Source organism: Nocardia bovistercoris, from assembly GCF_015674855.1.
In the GTDB taxonomy this organism is placed as follows: domain Bacteria; phylum Actinomycetota; class Actinomycetes; order Mycobacteriales; family Mycobacteriaceae; genus Nocardia; species Nocardia bovistercoris.
Map to the genome: position 1 here is coordinate 373,177 of NZ_JADMLG010000004.1, position 23,255 is coordinate 396,431.

19 protein-coding genes are annotated in these 23,255 nt (G+C 69.3%); 10 read left to right on the forward strand and 9 right to left on the reverse strand.

All coding sequences use genetic code 11. From position 1 onward, the window contains the following. The first annotated feature begins 122 nt into the window (after positions 1-122). From IT779_RS12740 to IT779_RS12785, 9 genes are all read left to right on the forward strand, one after another. Entirely contained in the window at positions 123-2,849 is a 2,727-nt protein-coding gene (locus IT779_RS12740; RefSeq protein WP_332838774.1) for a phosphoenolpyruvate synthase, read from the forward strand. Further along, positions 2,839-6,648 (forward strand): AMP-binding protein, encoded by a 3,810-nt coding sequence (locus IT779_RS37710; RefSeq protein ID WP_232541670.1) that lies wholly within the window; start codon positions 2,839-2,841, stop codon positions 6,646-6,648. Before IT779_RS12740 ends, IT779_RS37710 begins: the two co-directional genes overlap by 11 nt. Beyond that, the gene (locus IT779_RS12755) at positions 6,645-6,923 is read left to right on the forward strand and encodes an acyl carrier protein (protein WP_332838775.1); all 279 of its coding nucleotides are present in this window, start codon (positions 6,645-6,647) and stop codon (positions 6,921-6,923) included. The genes IT779_RS37710 and IT779_RS12755 overlap by 4 nt, the downstream gene beginning before the upstream one ends. After that, positions 6,920-8,008, forward strand: coding sequence for an SDR family oxidoreductase (locus tag IT779_RS12760; protein ID WP_196149467.1), 1,089 nt, complete (start codon positions 6,920-6,922; stop codon positions 8,006-8,008). The genes IT779_RS12755 and IT779_RS12760 overlap by 4 nt, the downstream gene beginning before the upstream one ends. Then, positions 8,005-8,901: a nucleoside-diphosphate kinase gene (locus tag IT779_RS12765; RefSeq protein WP_196149468.1), complete on the forward strand. Its 897-nt coding sequence runs from the start codon at positions 8,005-8,007 to the stop codon at positions 8,899-8,901. Before IT779_RS12760 ends, IT779_RS12765 begins: the two co-directional genes overlap by 4 nt. Beyond that, positions 8,898-9,872 (forward strand): ScbA/BarX family gamma-butyrolactone biosynthesis protein, encoded by a 975-nt coding sequence (locus IT779_RS12770; protein WP_196149469.1) that lies wholly within the window; start codon positions 8,898-8,900, stop codon positions 9,870-9,872. Before IT779_RS12765 ends, IT779_RS12770 begins: the two co-directional genes overlap by 4 nt. Further along, the gene (locus IT779_RS12775) at positions 9,869-10,486 is read left to right on the forward strand and encodes a nitroreductase family protein (protein WP_196149470.1); all 618 of its coding nucleotides are present in this window, start codon (positions 9,869-9,871) and stop codon (positions 10,484-10,486) included. The genes IT779_RS12770 and IT779_RS12775 overlap by 4 nt, the downstream gene beginning before the upstream one ends. Continuing rightward, positions 10,483-11,418 (forward strand): hypothetical protein, encoded by a 936-nt coding sequence (locus IT779_RS12780; RefSeq protein WP_196149471.1) that lies wholly within the window; start codon positions 10,483-10,485, stop codon positions 11,416-11,418. The genes IT779_RS12775 and IT779_RS12780 overlap by 4 nt, the downstream gene beginning before the upstream one ends. Before the next feature lie 72 nt (positions 11,419-11,490). Beyond that, the gene (locus IT779_RS12785; protein ID WP_196149472.1) at positions 11,491-12,900 is read left to right on the forward strand and encodes a pyridoxal phosphate-dependent decarboxylase family protein; all 1,410 of its coding nucleotides are present in this window, start codon (positions 11,491-11,493) and stop codon (positions 12,898-12,900) included. A 31-nt stretch (positions 12,901-12,931) separates the two neighbouring features. Here IT779_RS12785 and IT779_RS12790 read toward each other — a convergent pair whose 3' ends face one another. Next, positions 12,932-14,002, reverse strand: coding sequence for a methyltransferase (locus IT779_RS12790; protein WP_196149473.1), 1,071 nt, complete (start codon positions 14,000-14,002; stop codon positions 12,932-12,934). Between the two features lie 421 nt (positions 14,003-14,423). Here IT779_RS12790 and IT779_RS12795 point away from each other — a divergent pair, with 421 nt between their 5' ends. Continuing rightward, a complete protein-coding gene (locus IT779_RS12795) occupies positions 14,424-14,591 on the forward strand; it encodes a hypothetical protein (RefSeq protein WP_196149474.1) in 168 nt (55 codons plus the stop codon). Between the two features lie 48 nt (positions 14,592-14,639). Here IT779_RS12795 and IT779_RS12800 read toward each other — a convergent pair whose 3' ends face one another. From IT779_RS12800 to ligD, 8 genes are all read right to left on the reverse strand, one after another. Beyond that, the gene (locus IT779_RS12800) at positions 14,640-15,419 is read right to left on the reverse strand and encodes a MerR family transcriptional regulator (protein ID WP_332838776.1); all 780 of its coding nucleotides are present in this window, start codon (positions 15,417-15,419) and stop codon (positions 14,640-14,642) included. A 78-nt stretch (positions 15,420-15,497) separates the two neighbouring features. After that, entirely contained in the window at positions 15,498-16,991 is a 1,494-nt protein-coding gene (locus IT779_RS12805) for a flavin-containing monooxygenase (protein WP_196149475.1), read from the reverse strand. After that, complete coding sequence (locus tag IT779_RS12810; RefSeq protein WP_198428426.1) at positions 16,988-17,914, reverse strand: ferritin-like domain-containing protein; 927 nt, start codon at positions 17,912-17,914, stop codon at positions 16,988-16,990. Before IT779_RS12810 ends, IT779_RS12805 begins: the two co-directional genes overlap by 4 nt. Before the next feature lies 1 nt (position 17,915). Continuing rightward, positions 17,916-18,809, reverse strand: coding sequence for an SDR family NAD(P)-dependent oxidoreductase (locus IT779_RS12815; protein ID WP_196149476.1), 894 nt, complete (start codon positions 18,807-18,809; stop codon positions 17,916-17,918). 1 nt (position 18,810) lies between these two features. Beyond that, the gene (locus tag IT779_RS12820; RefSeq protein WP_196149477.1) at positions 18,811-19,785 is read right to left on the reverse strand and encodes an alpha/beta hydrolase; all 975 of its coding nucleotides are present in this window, start codon (positions 19,783-19,785) and stop codon (positions 18,811-18,813) included. Positions 19,786-19,844: 59 nt separating this feature from the next. After that, a complete protein-coding gene (locus IT779_RS12825) occupies positions 19,845-20,609 on the reverse strand; it encodes a class I SAM-dependent methyltransferase (protein ID WP_196149478.1) in 765 nt (254 codons plus the stop codon). A gap of 226 nt (positions 20,610-20,835) precedes the next feature. After that, complete coding sequence (locus IT779_RS12830) at positions 20,836-21,786, reverse strand: D-isomer specific 2-hydroxyacid dehydrogenase family protein (protein WP_196149479.1); 951 nt, start codon at positions 21,784-21,786, stop codon at positions 20,836-20,838. A gap of 506 nt (positions 21,787-22,292) precedes the next feature. Next, positions 22,293-23,249 carry a non-homologous end-joining DNA ligase gene (ligD, locus tag IT779_RS12835; RefSeq protein WP_196149480.1) on the reverse strand — a complete coding sequence of 319 codons (957 nt, stop codon included), beginning with the start codon at positions 23,247-23,249 and terminating at the stop codon, positions 22,293-22,295. Between the last annotated feature and the right edge of the window lie 6 nt (positions 23,250-23,255).

The following is a 23,255-nucleotide window of genomic DNA, read 5'->3' on the forward strand; positions in this document are numbered from 1 at the left end:
GTTGCGGACCGACGCCGCGACGAGTAATCGGATATACCGGAATGAAACCCGGTTCTCGCGCGGCTCCTTCGAGCCGCGCGGCCCTGTCGGGACCGTGGTGACCGGGGTGGATGGGAGATGGCGTGCAGGTACTTGGTCCGTGGTCCGACCAGGCGGAGATCGACGCATCGGCGGGCGGTAAGGCCCGCGGGTTGTACGCGCTGCGCGGAGGCGGGTTCCGGGTTCCGGAGTGGGTGGCGCTCGGGGTCGAGGTCTTCGACCGTTTCGCCGACGACAACGCACTCGCCGAATCCATCGCCGAATTCCGTGCCGTCACCGATCCGGCGGCCGCGCTCGTGGCCGCGGCCGCGTTGCGCGAGCGGATCGCGGCGGCCGCGCTGCCCGACGCGGTGCGCGAGGTGGTCGAGCGGGCCCGCGCCGAACTCGGTGACGTCGCGGTCGCGGTGCGGTCGTCGGTGGGCGGCGAGGACGGCGCCGATCATTCCTACGCAGGCCAGTTCGACACCTTCCTGAACGTGCCCGCCGCCGCGATCCCCGACCGGATTCGCGACTGCTGGGCCTCGGCGTTCTCCGACCGCGCCGTCGGCTACGCCTTCGCGCGTGACCTGCCGCGCGCCGTCGCCCCCGCCGTCGTACTGCAACGCCTGGTCGACGCGCGCGCCGCCGGGGTGGTGTTCACGGCGAATCCGGTCACCGGGCGGCGCGGCGAGTTCGTGATCAGCGCCGTGTACGGGCTCGGCGAGGGACTGGTCTCGGGCGCGGTCGACGCCGATTCGACCGTCGTGGACGCGGCGACCGGCGCGATACTGGAGACCGTCGTCGGCGACAAGGACCGCAGTTACGCGCCGTCCGGGCAGCAGGGCTGCGAGGTCCGCGCGGTCGACGAGCAGGCGCGGGCGCGCGCGGTGCTGACCTCCGAGGAGATCGCGGAACTCACCGACTTGGCCCGTAAGGTCGAGATCGAGCGCGGCGCGCCACAGGACATCGAGTGGGCGGTGGACGACACCGGGTTCTGGCTGTTGCAGAGCAGGCCCGTCACCACCGTCGCGGCCTGCGCACCGGACCCGACGCCCGAGGCCGACCTGCGCGGCGCGGGGGAGTCCGTCCCGGACGGTGAGCTGCGCGTCTGGGACAACTCGAACATCATCGAGAGCTTCAGCGGCATCACCTCTCCGCTGACCTACACCACGGCCGCCGACATCTACGGCCGCGTCTACCACGGGTACGCGCGGTCGCTGCGGGTGCCGCCGGAGCAGGTGCGCCAGACCGAGGCGTGGACGCCGGTACTGCTCGGGTACTTCCACGGTCGCGTGTACTACAACCTGCTGCACTGGTATCGGATGGTCGGCATCGCGCCCGGCTACCCGCTCAACCGCAAGGTGCTCGAGGCCGCGCTCGGCGTGGCCGAGCCGCTGGCCGACGACCTGGCGAAGACGCTGCGCCCGTTCACCTTTCCCGATCCGGTGACGCGGTTGCGTTCGCGCGCGGTCACCACCGTGACCTACGCGCGTCGCCTGTTCGGCATCGACGCCATGGTCGAGGAGTTCGCCGCCGAGTTCTACCGTGTCTACGACGAGTACGACGCGCTCGACTACGACTCGCTGACCGGGGAACAGGCGTATGCCGCCTACCGCACGGTCGACCGGGATCTGGTGCGGCGCTGGGGTCCGCTGATGGTGCTCGACGCCATCCTGCTGACCTGCACCGGCCTGATGTACCTGCTGACCAAGTTGTTCCTGCCGAAGGCGCCCGAATGGTTCCTGTACGCGGTGGTCGGGCCGGGCGCTGATGTGGAGTCCGCGGAACCGGCGCGCGCGATGACCGAACTGGCCCGCCTGGTGCACGCCGATCCCGAGCTGACCGCGCTGGTCAACAGCACCGCGCCCGAACGCGTGCTCGCGGCGCTGCGGGAGTCCGGCCGTACCGAATTCCTCGCCGCGGTGGACGACTATCTCGTCAAGTACGGTTATCGGAGCTTGGACGAGCTGAAACTGGAGACCCCCGATCTGCGCGAGGATCCGGCGAGCCTGTTCGTCATGCTGCGCAGCGCGCTCGGGCGGGTCGCCGACACCGCGCCCGCGCACGGCGGCGCCGACGCGCAGGCGTATCTCGATGAGCATCTGAGCGGGGTGCGCCGCCGGATCTACGAGCGGTTGCGGGGCAAAGTCTCGCGCTGCGCGGCGCACCGGGAGCGGCTGCGGTTCTGCCGGACCAGAGCGTTCGGGATGGTGAAGCGGATGATCCGGGCAATGGCGCGCGATCTGGTGGCGCGCGAGGTGCTCGCCGAATTCGATGACGTGTTCTCCCTCACCGTCCACGAATTGCGCGGCTGCTACGAGGGCGCGGACACCTCGGGTCTGCGTGCGCTGGTCACCGCCCGTAAGGGGCGCCGATCCGAGGACGCCGATCTGGTCGCGCCCGCGCGCTTCATCACCTACGGCGCCGACTTCGCCTCCGCCGCGCTGGCCGCGCAGGGCTGGGTGCCGGTCACCGACACGCCTGCCGCGACCGCGGGCACCGTGCTGGCGGGCACGCCGTCGGCCGCCGGGGTGGTCGAGGGCGCGGCGGTGGTGGTTGCCGAACCGCGCGATGTGGCGGGCGGCGTGCTCGTCGCCTATCGCACGGACCCGGGCTGGGTGGCCGCGCTGCCGTCGGCGTCGGCCTTGGTCATCGAGCGCGGCAGCCCGCTGACCCACGTGGCGATCGTGGCGCGCGAACTCGGGGTGCCGACGGTGGTGCAGATCAAGGACGTCACGAAGAAAGTACGGACCGGTATGCGAATTCGGGTGGACGGGACCGCCGGAACCGTTACTGTGCTGTCCGAAGAAGGGCGGGACGATGAATTCTGACCGAATATTCGCCGCAAAAGACGTTGCGGCAGTGCGCGATTGGTTGCTGAACCCGGCGCATGGCGTCGGCGTCCACCTGGCCGACGAGCACGACGGCTGGGAATTCCGCGAGTACCGCGAGATCGCCGACCAGACCTGGGCGATAGCCGAGGTGATGCGCGCCGCCGGACTCGACAGCGGCGACGGCGCGTGCGTGATCATGCCCACCGGTTTCCCGTGCGTGGCGGCGTTCTACGCGGTGTGGGCCTGCGGCGGCGTGTTCACCCCCGTCGCGCCGCCGATGTTCGGCGACCTCGCGCAGATCGTGGCCCATATCGCGGGCATCGTCGAACAGGCGAATCCGCGCCTGGTGGTGACCTCGCCGGAATTCGAGTCCTTCGTGCGCGACGCCGTCGTGCGTGCGGGCCGCACCGACGAACCGCTGGTGATCGACGCGCGCACCCTGCCGCCCGCGCCCGCGACCCGCGAATTCGGCGCGCCGGACGAGTGCGCGCTGTTGCAGTTCACGTCGGGATCGACCGGCACACCGCGCGGAGTGCGGGTGAGTTGGCGGAATCTGGCCAACAATATCGCGATGATCTCCGCGCTCATCGACTGGCGCGACGGTGAGGCGCTGGTCTCCTGGCTGCCGCTCTATCACGACATGGGCCTGGTCGGCGCGTTCCTGACCACCGTCACCAATCAGGGCGATCTGTACCTCATGCGCCCCGATCAGTTCGTGCGCGATCCGGCGCGCTGGCTGCGCGCCATGTCGCACGCCCAGCATTCGCCCTCGCCGTCGTTCGCGCTCGGCTACGTGGCGCACCGGGTGCGCCCCGAGGACATCGCCGACCTCGACCTGTCCGGCTGGCGCGCCCTCGCCGTCGGCTCCGAACCGGTCGAGGTCGCCGACCTGCAGTCCTTCGCCGAACTCACCGCGCCGCTCGGCTTCTCGCGCTCGGCCTACACCCTCGCCTACGGTCTGGCCGAGGCCACGCTCATGGTCACTTCGTCGGAACTCGGTCGCCCCGTTACCGCCCTGCGCATCGACAACCCGAATCTGCGCTTCGGGCAACCGGTTCCGGTGCTCGCCGAAGCGATCCTCGATGACGATCACCGGGTGGAGGGTGCGGGCTGGATCACCGGCCTCGGATTCTCGACGCCCGAATCGACGGTCCGCGTGGTCGACGAGGACGGTGTGGAACTGCCCGACGGAACCCTGGGCGAACTCGTCGTCGTCGGTGATTCGGTGGCGATGGGCTATGCCGCCGCGGGTTCGACGGGTGGTTCCGACACTGCGGGCGACTCCGGTGCGGCGGCTGATTTCGGCATCGCGCCCGAGCTCGCCGCGTCGGGTGCCTCCGGTATCGCGAGTGACACTGACACGGCAGGTGATTCGCGTGCTCCCGTCGATCCCGGTGTTTCCGGTGGCGTCGGTGACGCAGGCTCTTCCACCCGCATCGTGGACGGGCTGCTGTACAGCGGTGACGCCGGGTTCCTTCATCGCGGTGAGGTCTTCGTGCTCGGCCGGATGGGTTCGAGTCTGAAGGTGCGCGGGCGTTCGGTCTTCATGGAGGACATCGAATCCCGTGTGGCGCAGGAAACCGGGCTGACCAAGGGCAAACTCGCCGCCGTCGCGATCACCGAGGCGGGCGCGGGCGGGGTCGCGCTGTTCGCCGAGGCGCCGCCCGGCGAATGGATCGCGCAGGCCCGCAAAGTGATCCGCGGCGAACTCGGCCCCGCGCAGACGGTGCAGATCGTCACCGGCCCGCGCGGCGTCATCCGGCGCACCTCCAGCGGTAAACCGCGCAGGCGGCACATGTGGCAGCTGTTGCGCGACGGCGCGCTCGAAGGCGCGCTCACCCACCGCGCCGACGGCGACACCCCGAGCGGACTCCCGCCGGAACGCGTGCGCGACCTGCTGGACAAAGCCATGGCGGCCGTCACCGTCCCCGCCGACTCGGCGCTGCTGTTCGAAGGCTCACTGGCCGAGGGCTTCGGCAACGAGGGCTCCGACATCGACTTCCTCGCGGTCGCGCCCGGCGCGGACGATCTGCCGACCCTGCCGACGGTGCTGTTCGTCGACGGCCGCAGGGTCGAGGTGCGCACCCGCTCGGTGGCGCAACTGCGGCGCCAACTGGAACAGGTCGCGACCGCCCCCGACGAGGACCTCCTCAACCGCTGTCAACGCTTCCTGCGGGCGACCGTCCTGCGGCCCGGCACGGTGGACGTCGAATCCCTGCGCGCACTCCTCCCGCACGAGGACTTCGCCGAACTGATCGCGAACTGGTGGACCGAACGCGCCACCCATGCTCTGACATACGCCGTGGCGCTGAAGGCATTCGACGCCACCGCCGAGGCCGCCGAATGGGCGCGCGACGGACTCACCCAAGCCGTGAAAGCCTGGGCCGCCCGCCAGGGCGAAACCTACCTCGAAACCAAATGGCTGCCGAGCCAACTCGATCGCCCCGCCCCGAACCCGATCGTCCCCCGCTACCGCGACCTGGCAGACCCCGCGACCTGGGACGTCGTGCTCGCCACCGTGCCTGTCGCTCCCGTACGCGATGCCGACACCGCGGCCGCGAGCGGTCCCGACACCGCGGCCGCGAGCGGTCCCGACACTGCGGCCGCGAGCGGTCTCGCCGCCAGAGCTTCGGCCGATGTCGGCAATGCGGTTGTGGGTGAGACCGGTTCGATGTCCGGCACCGTGCCGACGCATGGTTCCGATACCGCGTTTGCCGCTGCCGGATCAGGGCGCGATTCCACCCCGCCTGGCACGGGGATACTGGGCGGGGACCAGGCTCGCGCGCTCGCCGCACGGACGGTCTGGAATCAGTTGTGGGAATTGATCGCCGAACTCGGTATCGACGTCGAGGACGATCCGCATCGGGTGCTGTTCGATCGGCGGGACAAGGTCACCACCTGGTCCATCGGCGGACGCGTGCATGTTCTGCGCGCGGACCGCGACGTCTTCGCGCTGTCCGAGGACGCCGCCGCGGCGTGGCGTTCGGTGGTGTTCCGGCATTCGGTGCGCGACGTGACCGCTCGGCAGCGCGGGATCGGCGGGTATCTGGCCGAATTCGTGCGGCTCGGATTCGTCGGCCTGCGCAGGCGCGGCGGTGCGGTGATCGACCCGGCGCTTGCCATGTGCAAACCGGTGCGGCCGTACACCCCCGTGCCCGCCGCGCTCGCCCCGGTGCTCGGACTCACCGGCGCGGCGCGCGAGGAGCGCGACGTGACGCTCACCTCGCTGCCCGCCGACCGTTTCACCGAGTGCGGGATGGCGCTGGTGTGGTCGAATATCGTGCTCGAGAACGCCAGGGAGGATCTGGCGGGCGCGGTCAAGGACGGTCAGGGCGCGGTGGCCGATATCGCCGCGCACCGATTGCTCGCCATGGCCGTGCGTGTCCTGTTGTCGGCGTTCGGCGTGCACCCGCTGCCCGCCGATGTCGCCGCCACCGACACCATCACCCGGTTGCTGCCCGCGTCCTGCCACGAGCGAGTGCTACCCGGCTTCGAGGCGGCCCGTCGCGTGCGTTTCTCGACGCTGCTCGCCGACGGCGGCGACACCTCCGCGGGCCTCGCCACCTTGGACGACCTCGTCGCCGCCGTACGCCGCCTGGCCTCGGGATCCGATGTCACACAGGGTTTTCCGGCTTCCTTCGACTCCCGCGAGCAGTGGCGGCGCACCCTGGCCATCGGCTACGACTGGCTGCGTTTGGCCGGCTACCTGAATTCCGAACTGCCACTGGACGAAGCCCGCGACCTGCTCGCCTCCGGAGGACAGCAACCGCATCTGCGCGAAGGGGAGGCACTGTGAGTGCCGAGAACGTGGCCGCCGAGGACGTGATCGCCGCGAAGGTGCGTCGTCTCGTGACCGCTATGGCTCCGCGGACGCCGACCACTCTCGCCGACACCGACCGCCTGATCGAGGACCTGGAGTTCGAATCGCTGCGCCTGATGGAGCTCACGGTCGCGCTGGAACGCGCTTTCGGACTGCCTCGGTACCGCCCGGAGCAGTTGATCGGGGTGCGGCGGGTCGGCGAGGTGATCGCCTTGGTCGAGGGCAGCCTGTCCGAGCGGGCGCGCTCGTGAACGCGCGGGACACGGTCCTGGTGACCGGTGCGAGCGGACTCGTCGGCGCCGAGGTCGTCGCCCGGCTGCTCGCGGCGGGCCGACCGGTGGCGGCGGTCCTGCACAGCACCGCGGACATCGTCAGGAACGACGGAACGGTGCTCGATGCGGGTACGGCGGTCACCGGTGACATCCGCCTGCCCGGTTTCGGCCTGTCGGCGAGTGATGCCGAGGATTTGGCGGGCCGGGTCGGCGTCCTCGTGCACTGCGCGGCGACCACCGCTTTCGACGCGACACCGAGCGCCTACGAGGAACTGAACGTGGGCGGCGCGGCGAACGCGATCGAACTCGCGCTGGCGTTGCGGGTTCCGCTGGTGCACGTGAGTACCGCCTACGTCTGCGGCATGCGCGGCGGCGTCATCGCCGAGGACGATGCGGACGCAGGCCAGTCGTTCGGAAACGAGTACGAGCACAGTAAGTTTCGCGCCGAGGGGCTGGTGCGCGCGGCGGGCGAGCGCGGCCTCGACTGGACGATCGTGCGCCCCGGCATCGTGACCGGCGACGTGCGCACCGGAACGATCCGCGAGTACAAGAACCTGTACACCGTCGTGAAACTCATGGTCGAGGGCAAATTGCGGACCCTGCCCGGCCGCTACGACGCGACCCTGTCGTTGGCGCCGGTGGATCACGTCGCCGATGTGATCACCGCCGCGGTCCTCGACCCCGCCGCCGCGCGCGGGCGCACCCTGCACGCGGTCGGCCGCGACACCCTGTCGCTGCGGGAGGTCTCCGACGTGCTCGCCGAATACCCGTCCTTCCGCATCGCGACCTTCGTCCCCGCGGCGGGTTTCGACGAGGCCGATCTGGAGCCGATCGAAGCCGAGTACTATCGCCGCATCGGATCGCTCTACACCAGCTATTTCCAGCGCCGCCTGACCTTCGACACCGCGCAGGCGACCGCTCTGCTCGACGCCCCGCCGCCCGCCACCGGCAAGGACTACCTGCGCCTGCTGCTCGACCACTGCCTGGAGTCGGGCTACCTCGGCCTGCCGCTGCCCTCGATCGAGGACGTGCTCGCGGCAGGCGATCTCGGCGGTCACCCGTGACCGACGACCTATCCGCCCTGCTGACCGGCCTGACCCCGACCCCCGCGAAGGTCGAGGCGTACCGGACCGATACCTACGTGCTGGAAACCGTCGACCAGTTGCGCGAATCAGGCGTCGACGCAACCGAATTCGCCCGACGGCATGCGATGCTGCTGCTCAAACCCGACGCGATCGTCGCCAGAGCGGTCGAACCGACGCTGGAATGGCTCGGCGCCAATGGGTTCCCCGTCGTCGGCGCGTACCGCGTGCCCGTCGACCGGCATCTGGCCCGGGCGTTGTGGTATTTCGCGTGGAATATCGCCTCACCCGAACGCCGCCGCCTGGCCGATCTGCTGGTCGGCATCTCCGACGCGCTCGTGCTTTTGGTGCGCGGCGAGGACGGCCGGATCCCGGTCTCGGTGCGGCTCACCGAGGCCAAGGGCCCCACCGATCCGCGCAAGCGCCGCCCCGAACACCTGCGGTACGTGCTCGGCCGACACAGCTACCTGCTGAATCTGGTGCACTCACCCGACGATCCCGCCGACGTGCTGCGCGAATTCGCCATCTACTTCGACGAGCGGACCAGGACCGGCATCCTGGCCGCCGACCACGGTTCCGACGCGGTGGCGCACGCCGCGCGACTGGCGAAGGACCTGTACGCGAGTACGCCGGAACGTGGTTTCGACCGTGCGGACGCGTTGGCGCGGCTGCGGTCCGACACCGGCGCCGCGGGCGGTACGTGGTCGGACGACGACTGCGCGCGGTTGCTCTACGACGCTTGGGCGCGAGACATCGATATCGACCCGTGGTCGGCGATCGTGCTCGGGTCCCATGTACTTCCGATGCGGACCGGAACGCAGTCGCAAACCCTGCGCCCCGTCACCGTGAACGACTGGTTGGAGGGTCGGCCGTGACATCTACCGCTGCCGTGACGGCAACATACGCGAGCACAATCGCGCGCGAGCTCGCGCACCGGTGCTCGGTCGCGGAGGTGTTCGTCACCTCGCTGGGCGCCGTCGGCGCCGACGAATTCCTCGTCGGCGCGCAACTGCCGAGGATGCACGCCTACTACGGCGACCACGCGGGACCGCTCGGCGCGCGATACGACCCGCTGCTGGTGATGGAGGCCGCCCGCCAGGCCGCCATCGCCCTCACCCACGAGTTCTACGGTGTGCCCGTCGAATCGGCTTTCATCGTGCGCACCTTCAACGGCACCGGCTCCGAAACCGCCGCGTGGACGGTCGGCGACCTACCCGCCGACCTGGTGATGAAGGTCACCGTCCCGCGCAAACACCGCCGCGGCGACCGACTGCACGGACTGGACATGGTGCTCGACATCTCCCGGGGCGAGCACCACATGCTCACCGTCGACGGCTCCTTCTCCTGGATGACCTCCGCGCAATGGTCGGCGCTGCGCACCGGATTCCGCGACGGCCTCGGGCTCGGCGACCACATCGCGGAATCCGCGCCAGGCCCGCGCGCGGCGGCGGTCGAAGTCGGCCGCGAGAGCCCGCGCAATGTCGTGATCGGCCCGCCGATGTCCGACGGCGCGGGCACCCGCGCCGCGGTCGTCGCCGACCTGTCGCATCCGTCCCTGTTCGACCACCGCCTCGACCACGTCCCCGGCAGCCTGCTCATCGAGGCCGCGCGGCAGACCGCACTCGCGACCGTCGGCGTCGCCACCCGACTGGTCTGCGTGGCAAGCACTTTCGACGCCTTCGTCGAACTGGATCTGCCCGCCGAATGCCGCGCCGAGATCACCGATTCCGGCCTCGGCGCCAAGGTGGTCCGCTGCGAAATCCACCAAGCGGACGCGGTAGCGGCCCGCATCGACTTGGAATTCGCCGAGCCCGACGCCGCCGCAGCCACCGGAGCGGCTGGATGACCGACGCCGACCTGCTCACAACCACGCGCGCGTTCCGGCGTCGCCTCGACCTGACCCGTCCGGTGGACCGGCAGGATCTGTCGGACTGCCTCGAGATCGCGGTGCACGCTCCCAGCGGCACCAATCGGCAGCCGTGGCGGTTCGTCGTCGTGATCGATCCCGAACTCAAAGAGCGGATCGCGGAGTACTACCGCAAGGGTTTCGCGGCGTATCTGGCGGCGCGGACCCCGCGTCCTGATCAGCGCGCCGACCTGGCCTCGGGGCGGTATCTCGCCGAGCGCCTGCACGAGGTGCCCGCGCTGATCCTGGTCTGCTCGGTTGGTCGCCCGCCCGACCAGCCATCAGCACTGCGGCTCGCGAGCTTCTACGGCTCGATCTACCCGGCGGTGTGGAATCTGATGTTGGCGTTGCGGACCCGAGGACTCGGCTCGACCATGACCACCGCTCATCTCGCCTACGAGCGCGAGGTCGCCGACCTGCTCGGCATCCCGTTCGACGAGGTCACCCAGGTCGCCATGCTCCCGGTGGCGCATCTCACTCCCGGCCCGATGCCGCCCGCGCCCGCCCGGACACCCGCCGCCGACCTGACCGGTTGGGACGGGTGGATCCGGTGACCGCGCCCGCGGCGAAAACCGGTCCACTGCACTCGATCCGACGTGTCCTGCGCTTCACCGCGGTCATGTACAAACCGCACTACCTGCTCTACGGAATCCTGTGGGTGCTGGCATTGGAGGCCACCGCGGCCCTGGTGACCGCCCCGGACACCGCGTGGCGGCCGTCCGGCGCGACCGCCATGCGCATCGCCGTCGTCGCGATCGTGCTGTTGTATCTGCGCATGGTGGACGAGCAGAAGGACCTCGACTACGACCGCGTGCACAACCCGGACCGCCCGCTGGTCACCGGTGCGGTCAGCGCCACCGAACTGCGCGCCGCGATGGCCGTGATCGCGGTGGTGTCGGTGGCGGCGAGCAGCACGCTCTCTGCCGTGTCGGCGGTGGCGATCGCCGCGGTGCTCGGCTACGGCCTGCTGCTGTGGGCACTGGAACGCGTTTCGGCGCCGGTACGCACCGACATCCTGCTGAACCTGGCCGTCACCTACCCGGTCCAACTGCTGGTCACGGCGTATATCGTGCTGTCGGCCATCGACACGGGCGAGGTCGCCGCCCGCCCGGTGGCCGCCGTGGTCGCCCTGATCTTCGCGGGCTCATTCCTCCAGTTCGAATTCGCCCGCAAGACCTCGCGCGAAGACCGACCGGGCGAGATGTACTACTCGAACCGCCTTGGCGCGAACGGGAGTACCGCCGCCGCACTCGTATGCGCGGCCGTCGCCGTCATCACAGACTCGGCCCTGATCCGCCCGTGGCAAGAACCCGCGCCCCGAAACCTCATCGCCTGGCTACCACTGGCACTGCTGCTGATCCCCGCGACCTGCGCTCTCACCTTCCGCCGATCCACCGACACCGACTACCCGGTCGTCCCCGCCGTGCTGTTCATCCTGACCCTCTACCTCACCCTGATCGCCCAAGCCCTGGTGCTCACCGGCTGACCTCGGCGTTGCAGGCCGGCGGATATCGAGTGGCTCTTTGATCGTGAGAGTCGGCTGCCGAGACTGGTTGGCATGTCTTCTCCAGCGCCGAGCACCGACCAGCGGGGCGGCGATCCTCAGTCAGCGAAGTCCCGCCTCGTGCTCGATGCCGCGCGGCGAGCCGCGACCTATATCGACGGCTGTCGTGATCGCGGTGTGTTCCCGACCCGGCAAGCGGTATCGGATCTGGCGAGGTTCCCGCGTGACTTGGCGCGGGAGCCGGTACCCGCGCACGAGGTCTTGGCGATGCTGGACGAGGTCGGTTCACCGGCCACGGTGGTCTCCACCGCGGGCCGCTACTTCGGTTACGTCAACGGCGGTACCGACCCCGTCGCGGCTGCCGCGGCGGTGCTGGTCGGCGCGTGGGATCAGAATGTCGCGTTGCCGGTGATGTCGCCGGTCGCGGCGCATCTGGACGAACTGGCCGCACGCTGGTCCTGCCAACTGCTCGGGTTGCCGGACACGGCCGTCGCCGCGTTCTGTTCGGGTGCGACGATCGCCAATCTGACCGGCATACTGGCCGCCCGCGACGCACTGTTGCACCGCGCCGGATGGAGCGTCGAGCGGCGCGGCCTGGCCGGGGCTCCCGCGCTGCGGGTGGTCGCCTCCGCGGAGATCCACGCCTCGGTGGTCAAGGCGTTGCGTGCCGCCGGGTTCGGCGCCGACCAGATCGAGCGCGCGCCCACCGATGACCGCGGCCGGGTCCTCGTCGACCGGTTCCCCGCCGTCGACGACCGCACCGTGGTGCTGCTGCAAGCAGGCAATGTCGACACCGGTCACAGCGACCCTTTCGATCAGCTGATTCCCGTTGTGCGCGATCGGGGTGGCTGGGTACACGTCGACGGCGCGTTCGGCCTGTGGGCCGCCGCCTCCGAGACACAACGGCATCTCGTCGCGGGCGTCGAGTCGGCCGACTCGTGGGCCACCGACGCCCACAAGTGGCTCAACGCCCCTTACGATTCCGGGATCGCGATCTGCCGCGACCCCGAGGACCTGCGCCGCGCCGTGGCCTCGCACGCCGCGTATCTGTCCACCGACGCCGAACGCGCACCCGCTCATCTCGGCCTGCAGATGTCGCAGCGGGCCCGCGGGGCCGAGGTCTGGGCGATCCTGGCCGGTCGCGGACGCCGCGGGGTCGCCGACCTGGTCGACTCGCTGTGCGCGCACGCCACGCGCATGGCCGCACTGCTCGCCGCCGGGGGAGCGCGGGTGCTCGTTCCGACCGTCCTGAATCAGGTCCTCGTCCGGTTCGACGACGACGAGACCACCGACGCCGTCATCGCCGCCGTCCAGGCCGATCGCACCTGCTGGGTCGCGGGAACCGAGTGGCACGGCCATCGCGCCATGCGCGTCAGCGTCTGCGACGCCGCCACCACCGTCACCGACATCGAGATCGCCGCCGCCGCCATCCTCCGATGCAGGCGCGCCCTGGACGTCACCTGACCGAAGCGGTGATCGAGGGCGCCGTGCGGACTCAGTTCGGGGCGGCTTCCAGTAGCTGGTCCGGTGCCACCGTGGCGATGTGGCGCAGCAGGGTGAAACCGGAGCGGGCGAGCAGGTCTCGGTATTCGGTGGCGTCGCGTTCCCGGCCTCCGGTGTTGATCAGCATCTCGAGATCGATGTATTTGCCGGGGTGCGGTCGATTGTGGTGGGGCAGGACCAGTTCGACGAGCAGCAGCCGGGCGGTGGGCGGCATGGCCGTGCGCAGGACGCGCAGGATCGTCGCGATGCGTTCGCTATCCCAGTCGTGCACGATGTGTTTGAGCACGTAGAGGTCACCGCCGGTGGGTACGGCGTCGAAGAAGGAGCCGCTCTCGATGGAACAGCGGTCGGCTACGCCCAGTTCGGCGAGTCGTTCGGGTGCCCCCGCGACCACTTCGGGCATGTCGAACAGGATGCCTCGGGATCGGGGTGCGCGGCGCAGGATCTCGGCGATGAACCGTCCTTCGCCGCCGCCGATGTCGACGATGGTGTCGTAGCGAGCGAAATCGTAGGCGTCGAGCAGCGCTTCGGTGGACAGTCCGCCGATGCTGGTCATGGCGCGGTCGAAACTCGCGCCGAGTGCGCGGTCCTCGGCGACGAGGTCGAAGAACGCGGACGCGCCGCCGATCGGCGCGCCGGTGCGGACCGCGTCCACGAGCCGGGTCCAGCGGCCGCGATGGAAGTCGGTGCCGAAGAACAGGATGACATCGCGCAGCGAGACCTCGGAGTCCGTGCGCAGCGCCCGCGCGGCGGGGGTCGACCGGTAGCGGCCCCTCGCGTCCTCGGCGAACACGCCGTGGCTGGTGAGCAGGCACAGCAGGCGACGCAGCGCGTCCTCGTCGGCGTCGACCGCGACGGCGAGTTCGGCGAGGGTGCGCGGCCCTCGGGCCAGCGCGTCGGCGATGCCGAGCTCGGCGGCCGCGGCGACGGCTTGGGCGAGCCAGCCCGCGGTGAACATCTCCATGAGCGCGATATGTCCCGGCACGAGTCGGCGGTGCAGCGCGGCCAGGGCGCCGCGCAGGAATTCGACCGTGCGGACGAGCGGGAGCGGCGGCTGTTTCATCGGCTGCACGGTGCGGGCCTCCCTCGCGCGGAACGCGGTCGTGAACGGGCCTGCGGCGACCCGTGCCGAACAATAGCCGCGCGACGGGGAACGGGTAGGAGTACGCGCCGCGAATCCGTATATGCGGTGCAATACCGGTGGATCCATGTCGTATTCGCTGGTAACCGGTCGGTATGCGACGCGGGGTGCGTCGCCGAGTCGAGCTTGCGAACGAATAGCTCGATCGCGCTGCGTATTCCCGAAACGAATACGCGAACCGGCTGCGGAAGCGGGCCGGAAGTCGGTGTCCGAACGGTCTCGACACGCCGGACCGGAAACTCGGGAGCCGCGAGAAAGATAACGGTTGAGTCGTTATGTGGATGGGGGAGCGCGGAATTGGGAAAGTATTGGTACGCGTCATGCGAGCGGAATGAGGTGCCCCATGAATACGTTGGTGTGCGGCGACTGCTGGCGAGAGCAGAACCTGACGTTCGCGCAGCGATTGGATCCGGCCTTCATCCGGCCCGGCATCCGGTACCTGTGCCCCGAACACCTGGCCCGGCGCGACGAACTGCTCGGCCGCACCGGATTCGGGAAGACGGCCGCCTGAACACCCCGCACGCGGTGCGGTGAGGCGCGTTCACGCCGTGACGCGTATTCAGGCGGTGCGTTCCGGCGCGTCCGCTCGGGTGCGTTCGCGTTCGGCGGCGGTGGCGAGGTAATCACCGAGTTCGCGGCGCAACGCGGCGTCCAGCGACCGCGTCAGCGTGCTCTGCACCGAGGTCACGGCGAGTTCGCGCATCTTGTGCAGCATCGCCGTGGTGTCGGCGATCTCGGCGCTCGTCTCCGGCAGCCAGCCGGGACCGTGCGCGTCGACGATGTGTTCGCGCGCGGCCGCGATCATGAGCGCGGCGATATCGTGCATGCGGTCGGCGACCTGACCGTAGATCTCGATGAGGGTGGGCAACTCCATGCCGTACTCGTGCAGTTCGGCGAAGGAGGCGAGCAGCGGGGTGTCGGTGAACACGACCGTATCGCCTTCGAGGCGAACCAGATTCATCTCGGCAAGGCGATCGAGCAGCGCGTCGTCCTCGGAACCGAGGACGGTGCCGATCAACTCGCGCGACACCTCGAAGGTCTGTTCCTCGGCCCACGGCGCGGTGACGGCGTCCTGCAGCCCGAGCACCTCGGTGAGGTCCTTGCCGGTTTCCCAGCTGGTGATGAAGTCGGCGATGTGCGCGGTGGTGAATCCGCGTTGCAGCAGCGCGTCGATCAGGCGCAGACGTTCCAGGTGGGCGCGGCCGTAGATGCTGGCTCGCCCGTCCTTGCCGACCGGCGGCGGCAGCAGGCCGCGTTCCTGATAGGCGCGCACATTGCGCGTGGTGGTGCCCGCGGCGCGAGCCAGATCATCGATCCGGTACTCCACCTGCGCGTTCACCTCCTCACCCCTGGGGCGCCCTCGGCCCGGCGACTCGATCGTGGCGAGTGTAGTCGCAGGACAGGGGGCGCTCGTCGTTCAGGACCGCGCCAGAGCGACTTTCGCGTCGAACGGCACGGTTTCGTAGTCCCCGAGGTCGAAGGTACGCAGTTGTTCGACGTATTGGGTCGCGAATCCCGGAAACATGGTGGCGTTGAATCCGTCCTCGGTGAGGTACCAGCTGCGGCAGCCGGAATTCCACGTGGTCGCGCCGAGCCTGCGTTGGATGGTGGCGTTGTGGCGGTCCTGACGGTCGCGGCGCACGTCGAGCACCCGCAGGTCGCGGGCCAGGATCGTCTCGATCGCGTCGACCAGGTATTCGATCTGGGCCTCCATGTACACCAGCGCCGAATTGTGGCCGGGACCGGAATTCGGGCCGAAGGTGAGGAACAGGTTCGGATAGCCCGACACCGCGATGCTCTTGTACGCGTACGCGCCGCGCGACCATTCCTCGGCGAGCACCCGCCCGTCGCGGCCGATCACCGGAATCGGCGTCCCGGTCTTGGAGACGTCGAATCCGGTGGCGAACACGATGCAGTCGGCGCGGTGCTCGATCCCTTCGGCGGTGCGGATGCCCTGTTCGCTGAGGCGTGCGATCGGCCAGGTGATCAGCGTGCAGTTGTCCTTCTGCAACGCCGGGTAGTAGTCGTCGGTCATCAACAGGCGTTTGCAGCCGGCGCGGAAATCCGGGGTGAGCTGGCGGCGCAACCACGGATCGCGCACCTGCCTGCGCAACTGCGCCTTGCCGACCAACTCGACCACCCTGGTCAGTGGCGTATTCCACACCACGCCGAGCGCCACCGACTCGTGGCCGTAGAACCACAGGGTTCGCGCGAGGGTCTGGGTGGCAGGCACCCGGCGGTAGATCTGCCTGGTGAGCGCGCCGGTGCGGCGGTTGACGCGCGGCAGCACCCAGCCCGGTGTGCGCTGGAAAACCTTCACCGACGCCGCACGCTCCACCAGCTCCGGAATGATCTGCACCGCGCTCGCACCCGTGCCGACCACCGCGACCCGCTTGCCGGTGAAGTCGTAGTCGTGATCCCAACGGGCACTGTGGATCACATGTCCCGCGTAGTCCTCGATGCCGCGGATCTTCGGCAGGCTCGCCTCCGACAGCGGTCCCGAGGCGAGCACCACCGCGCGTGCCCGCACCGCGATTCCCGCGATTCGCACGTCCCACAGTCCGGCGGTCTCGTCGAATTCGATCCCGGTGACGGTGCTGCGGAAGCGGATATGCGGTCGGATCCCGAAGCGCTCGACCATCGATTCGATGTAGCCGAGTATTTCGCCGCTGTCGGAATAGGTGTGCGACCAGTCCGGATTCGGCGCGAAACCGTAGGAATACAGGCGCGAGGGAATATCGCAGGCTGCGCCCGGATAGGTGTTGTCGCGCCAGGTGCCGCCCAACGCGTCACCGCGTTCGAAGACCAGGAAATTCTCGATGCCGCGCTGCTTCAGTCGAATGGCGGCGCCGATGCCCGCGAAGCCCGCGCCGATCACCGCGACGTCGAGCGGCCGATCCGGCGCGCTCATGCCGCGGGCTCGTAGGTGAGTGCCTTCGACCACGTCGGGTCCTTGCGCAGCAACGCTTTCGGCATCCGCGCGGTGATCTTCACCAGCGTGTCGGCCAACAGGTGATAGGGGTGTCCTCGGTCGATCACCCAGCCGCCGTGGGTCTTCACGATCTGGTACATGGGCAGCCTGCGGGCGAATTCGCTGCGCTCACCGACATTGCCGTAACGCCGCAGCGCGCTGTAGAGCTTCTCCTCGTCGACGCCCATCGCCACGATGTTGTCGCGCATCTTGTTCAACAGCGGCACATAGCTGAGCACGCCGATCAGGAAGGTCGGCTTGACCCACCCGCCGACCAGTTCGATCAGCAATTTGCGCATCTCCGCGTGACCGAGCACATCCATCACCGCGAAATCCACGGCCAGATGCCGGGATTCGTCGGCGTTGATGCGCTTGAACACCTCCTGGCAGACCGGGTCCTCGATCTCGTCCATGATGAATTTCACGAGCGCGCCGTCCAAGGCCACCTCGAGCATGGGGATCACGGTGCCGAGGAACGACAGCGACATGTCGTCGGAGTATTTGTCCAGGAAGTCGATGACGAGTTTCACGTTGATATTCGGCTGCGGGATCTCGTCGCCGTCGAGCATGCCCCAGCGCCGCATCAACGCCAGTTCGGCGTTCGCGTGCTTCTGTTCCTCGGCGTGGAAATACCGGTAGATCTCGCGCAGCGTCTCGGTCGGAGCCTTCTTCGCCATGGCCGCGAATCCCCGCGCGCCGACATTCTCGATCCACATGAGATCGGCCATGAACGGCGCGAGTTTGGCGTGCAGTTCGGGGGAGATGGTCTCCGCGCCCGGCGCGTCCCAGTCGATATCGGCCAGCGCCCACTGCCGATCCTTGATCTTGCGGAGCATGTCCTCGAAGTCCATGGCGATGGCCATGTCAGACTCCCGTCTTGTCGGTGACCGAGCGGTCGTTCGTGGTGGAATCCTCCTGCGGCAGCAGCCGATCCAGGAGGCCGAGGGCGAAGGTGTACTGGGCGGGGAACCAGCGCTTGAGCCGCCAGATCACGTGCGCGTCCAGTTGCGGCAGGACGTAGAGTCTGCCGCGGTCGTGCGCGTCGAGGGTGGTGCGGGCGACCTGTTCGGGGGTGAAACCGGTCCAGCGCATGAGGAATTCGGCCAGTTGCCGCGATCCGGCGGTGATGCGACCGTCGCCGACCACCTCGGTCTTGACGAAGGTCGGGCACAGCACGGTCACCGCGACATCGGTGCCTGCGAGTTCCGCGGCCATGGTCTCCGACAGCGAGACCACCGCGGCCTTCGAGGTGTTGTAGACCGCCATCGACGGCGCGGCCGCGAATCCGGCGGCGGAGGCGACATTGATGATGCCGCCGCGTCCGGCCGCGCGCAGTTGCGGGGCGAAGATCTCGCAGCCGTGCACCACACCCCACAGGTTGACGCCGAGCGCCCACTCCCAGTCCGCGAAGCCGATATCGCCGACGTGTTTGCCGCCGATGCCGACGCCCGCGTTGTTCACGAGCAGGGTGACCGGGCCGTCGAAGGTGGTCTCGGCGACATGGGCGAGCAGTTCCACGTCCTCGCGCCGTGAGACGTCGCAGCGGAAGGCGTGCGCGGCGCCGGGGTGGTCGCGCTCGATGAGCGCGACGGTCTGCTCGGCGCGCGCCTGATCGATGTCGGCGCAGATCACCGTGCCGCCGCGGGCCGCGAGTTGGATCGCGAAGGCGCGGCCGATACCGCTGCCCGCGCCGGTCACCACCGCGCGCGCGTTGTGGGTGCGGCGGGCCCTGGGCAGTAGTGCGTCGAGTCCGAACATCTCAGCTCACCTTCTCTGTCGCCGGGCGCGCGGCGATGGCCGTGCGCAGGAAGTCCGCGGCGCGTTCGAGTGCCGGATCGGCCTCCGGCGACAGCAGCGGCAGCGCCTGGAAGACGTGTACTTGACCGGGCCAGATCTCCAGTTCGCAGGCGCCGCCCGCGGCCCTGACCATGGCGGTGAGCGCGCGGGCGTCGGCGGTCAGCATTTCCGCGCCGCCCGCTTGGACGAGGATCGGCGGCAGGTCGATGCCGTCCGGGACGCGCAGCCGCAGCCGCGGCGTGTCCGCGGGCAGGCCTCGGGTGTATTCGCGCGGCATGCGTGCCGCGGCGCGCGCGGAGATCAGCGGATCGCGGCGGCGGCGTTCCCGTTCGGCGGCGAGCGCGAAGGTGAGGTCGAGCAGCGGAGAGAACATGGCGACCGCCGCGGGCTGCGGTCGTCCGGCGCGGCCGTTCTCGATCAGTAGGTCGAGGGCGAGATGTCCACCCGCCGAATCACATCCGACGACGATGTCGCGCGCGTCGACGCCCCGGTCGAGCAGCCACCGGTATCCGGCTTCGACGTCGTCGGCCGCGGCGGGGAAGCGGTGTTCGGGCGCGAGCCGATAGTCGGTGAGGAAGACCGGAAGTCCGGTGTGTTTCGACAGCCGCGCCGCCAGCGCGCGATGGGTGCGCGCCGAGCAGAGCACGTACGCGCTGCCGTGGATGTAGTAGACGACGCGCGGCCCGAATTCCACGCCGCGCGCCCGCACCCATTCCCCGCGCACCGCACCGGACCGGACCGCGGTGACCGAGGTGCCCGACGGCACCGGTCCGCCCGCCGCCATGAGCGCGGCGATGAGGGTGCGTGCGAACCACACGCCCGGCGGATTGAGCGGAACCGCGCAGTTCAGCGGCCGCAGCAGGTACTCGGCTGCGGTGGCGGTGAGGACGGCCCGCGGTGAGGGGCCGCCGACCGTGGTCTTCGTTGACCGTGTCATGAGCCAAGGATCATTTATCAATGTGCCAGTTGTCAATGGCACATTGATGGAAGGGGTGTTCAGGCGCGACGCAATACGATCAACGGGGTGAGGTAGTGCTCGGTCACCACGCCGCCCAGAGCGCGCACCGCCGACGCGGCCTCATCGACCTCGGCAGGCCGCCAGTCGCTGAAGGTGGTGAACAGGTCGCGGATCCGGTCGGTTCCCAGGTCGATCGACCAGCGGAAGTGCTCGATGTGGGTCGCTTCGAAGTGACCGGAGTCGGTGAGCCGATCCACCCACATGTCGGTGTCGAGTTCGCCCGGTCCCGGCCGGTTGTCGCGTTCACCCCGGCGCGCGACGATCCGCTCGACCTGCTCCCTGAACGGGGTAACCGGCACGTTCGGATCACCGAAGGCATTGCGCCACACCGCGAAACAGCCGTCGGATACCAGGGCGCGATGCAGTTCGGGCAGTACGGTGTCCAGATCGAACCAGTGCACCGAGGTCGCGGCGACGGCCAGATCGAATGTCGACGTCGGTAGCCGGACATTCTCGGCGGTGTCGAGGAGCAGGGTCGCTCGCGGGTGTCGCGCGCGGAGGCGATCGGCGAGCTCACGGCCCGGTTCGACGGCGGTCACCGCCGCGCCCGCCGCCAGCATGGGGCCGGTGGCCAGTCCGGTGCCCGCGCCCAATTCGATCACGCGCACTCCGGGACGCAGCAGGTCGAGTTCCCGCAGGCGCGCCCACAGTGCTCGCGGATACGGTGGTCGGCCTCGGTCGTAGATCTCTGCGTGCGCGTCGAAGTGACGTGGGCCGAGCGATGTGTTCGGTGTATCCGACATTATCTGTCCCGCGGTGTCCTTCGAAGGCTCGGCGTGGTCGATGAATCAGGCGGGGCTGCCTGCTGTCGGCAGCAGCGCCCACCCGAACCCGGCGCTATGCGATTTCGCCGGTGCGGAAACCTCTTTCGACCAAGCGTCGCCCGTTCTGTCGGCCGGGTGCCACAGTGATCGAGAGCTCCGCGTTACAGCCGGGTTGACAACCGGCAGGCCCCGCCGACGCGGCCGGTCAGTACCCTCGGGCGGGATCGATCGGGGCGAGCAGTTCCTCGCCCGCGACGAAGCGGCGCACGTTCTCCGCCACGTGGTCGGCGAAGGCGGCGAGCCGCAGTTGCGGAGGGTTCGAATCGTGCGGGGTGACAATGGCATTCGGCAGCGACCAGAGCGGGTGGCGGTCCGGGAGCGGTTCGGGGTCGGTGACGTCGAGTCCCGCGCCGCCGATGGCGCCGCGTCGCAGGGCCTCCACCAGGGCGTCGGTGTCGATGAGCGGTCCGCGTGCGACATTGATCACCCAGGACGACGGCTTCAACCGGGACAGCGCGTCGGCCCCGATCAGGTGGTGGGTCGCGGCCGTCGCGGGTGCGGCGACCACGACGTGATCGGTGCGGGACCACACCTTGCCCAGTTGGTCGGCGGACACGGTTTCGACGGTGTCCGGAATGCCGTGGCCCGTCACCGGGCGCCCGGAGCGGTTCACCGCGATCACGTGCGCGCCGAGCGGTGTCAGCATCGGAATGAGCGCGCGGCCGATACCGCCCGCGCCGACGATCGTCACCGTCTTGCCGCGCAGCGAACCGACGTGCGGGAAGAAATCCTGCTGCCGCCACCGGTCCGCGCGCAGATGCTCCGGCAGATACCGCACCCCGGCCAACAGCAGCGTGAGCGCGTGCTCGGCCACACTCGCCGCGAAAGCGCCTGCGGCGGAAGTGAATCGGATATGGGGGAAGCGCTCGACGACGCCTGCGGCGAACCAGTCCTCGACACCGGCCGCCGGCAACTGTACCCACTCCACGGACGCGGGCAACTCCGCCGGGAAATCGTTCGGCCCGCCGACCCAGATCAGCCCCTTGGCCTCCTCGCGCGCGCCGACCACGGCGCCGCCCTCGACCACGGCCTTCTCCAACAGCACGGTATTGGCCCCGTCCGGCCCGATCGCCACAGGTACGACTGGATCGCTCATCGCGCGGACCTCCTCGCCGAACACCGACCGAAGCCGACCGGGCGCACACCCGACGACTCGAACGGGCCGATACCCGTCACGGGCGAACTTACACCGCGCGCCGTACGCCATTCCGGCGCGAGGTCCGGCACCGGGCGCTCCACCTCGCCTTCGCCTTTCACCGCGCCTCCATCACGTATGCGGCAATGGTCGCCGCCGAGCACGATAAGTCCAGCTCATAGGCTGTTTATGTGTCATATGAGCGGCCACGTGAGCGATGCGTCACAGGCGGCACTCGGAGGTGGAATCACGGGGATCGATATTCGCCCTCCACACCCGATCGCACCAGGTGAGGCATCTCGGATCGCACGATCGGCCATCGGCGCGGTTGCCCAGAGATCGCGAACTGCCCGGCCGCGAGACCGTCGCCTCGGTCGGCGCATCCGATCGACGGCGCCGCGCCCGCGATCCTGTCGAAGCACTGCTTGCGCGCGATCGCCTCCCCGCGAGGGTGGTCGGGGAGGTGCTCACTCGTCGTCGGGCGGGTCCTCGAGGCGTTCCCGGTCGGCGAGTTCGATCAGGGGAGTGATGTCGAAGACCGCGTCATCGATGCCCGCGTGCAGATCGCCGAGTTCGCGGTAGCGGGCGGGGACGGTGGCGATGGTGAAATCGCGCGGATCGATATCCGGGATCTCGTCCCAGCGCACCGGGGTGGACACCGTCGCGGCGGGGACTCCGCGCACCGAGTAGGCGGCGGCGATGGTGTGGTCCCTCGCGTTCTGGTTGTAGTCGACGAACAGGAGTTTCGGATCGCGGTCCTTGCGCCACCACGTCGTGGTCACGTCATCCGGTGCGCGGCGTTCCACTTCGTGCGCGAAAGCCAGTGCGGCTCTTCGCACCTCGGCGAACCCGTGATCCGGCGCGATACGCACGTAGACGTGCAGCCCCTTGCCGCCCGAGGTCTTCGGCCAGCCCACCGCCCCGAATTCGTCCAGCACCTCGTGCACGACACCGGCCACCCGCCGCACCCGCGACCACGGACAGTCGGGCATCGGATCCAGATCGATACGCCATTCGTCGGGGCGCTCGGTATCGGCGCGCCGAGAATTCCACGGATGGAATTCCACCGTCGACATCTGCACCGCCCAAATAACATCCGCCAATTCACCGACGCACAATTCGTCGGCATGCCGCCCGTAGCGCGGAAAGAACACGCGCACCGTTGGCACCCAGTCGGGCGCCCCCGCGGGCAACCGCTTCTGATGCACCTTGTCCCCGGCCAACCCCTTCGGAAACCGATGCAACATGCAGGGCCGATCCCGCAACGCGTTGACGATCCCGTCCCCGACATTCAGGTAGTACTCGACCAGGTCGAGTTTCGTCGCACCCGACTCGGGAAAATAGACCCGATCCGGATTGGAGATCCGCACCCGACGCTCCCCGACATCCAATTCCACCGCGGGCGTCCCGGACTTGCCTGCCACCCGACC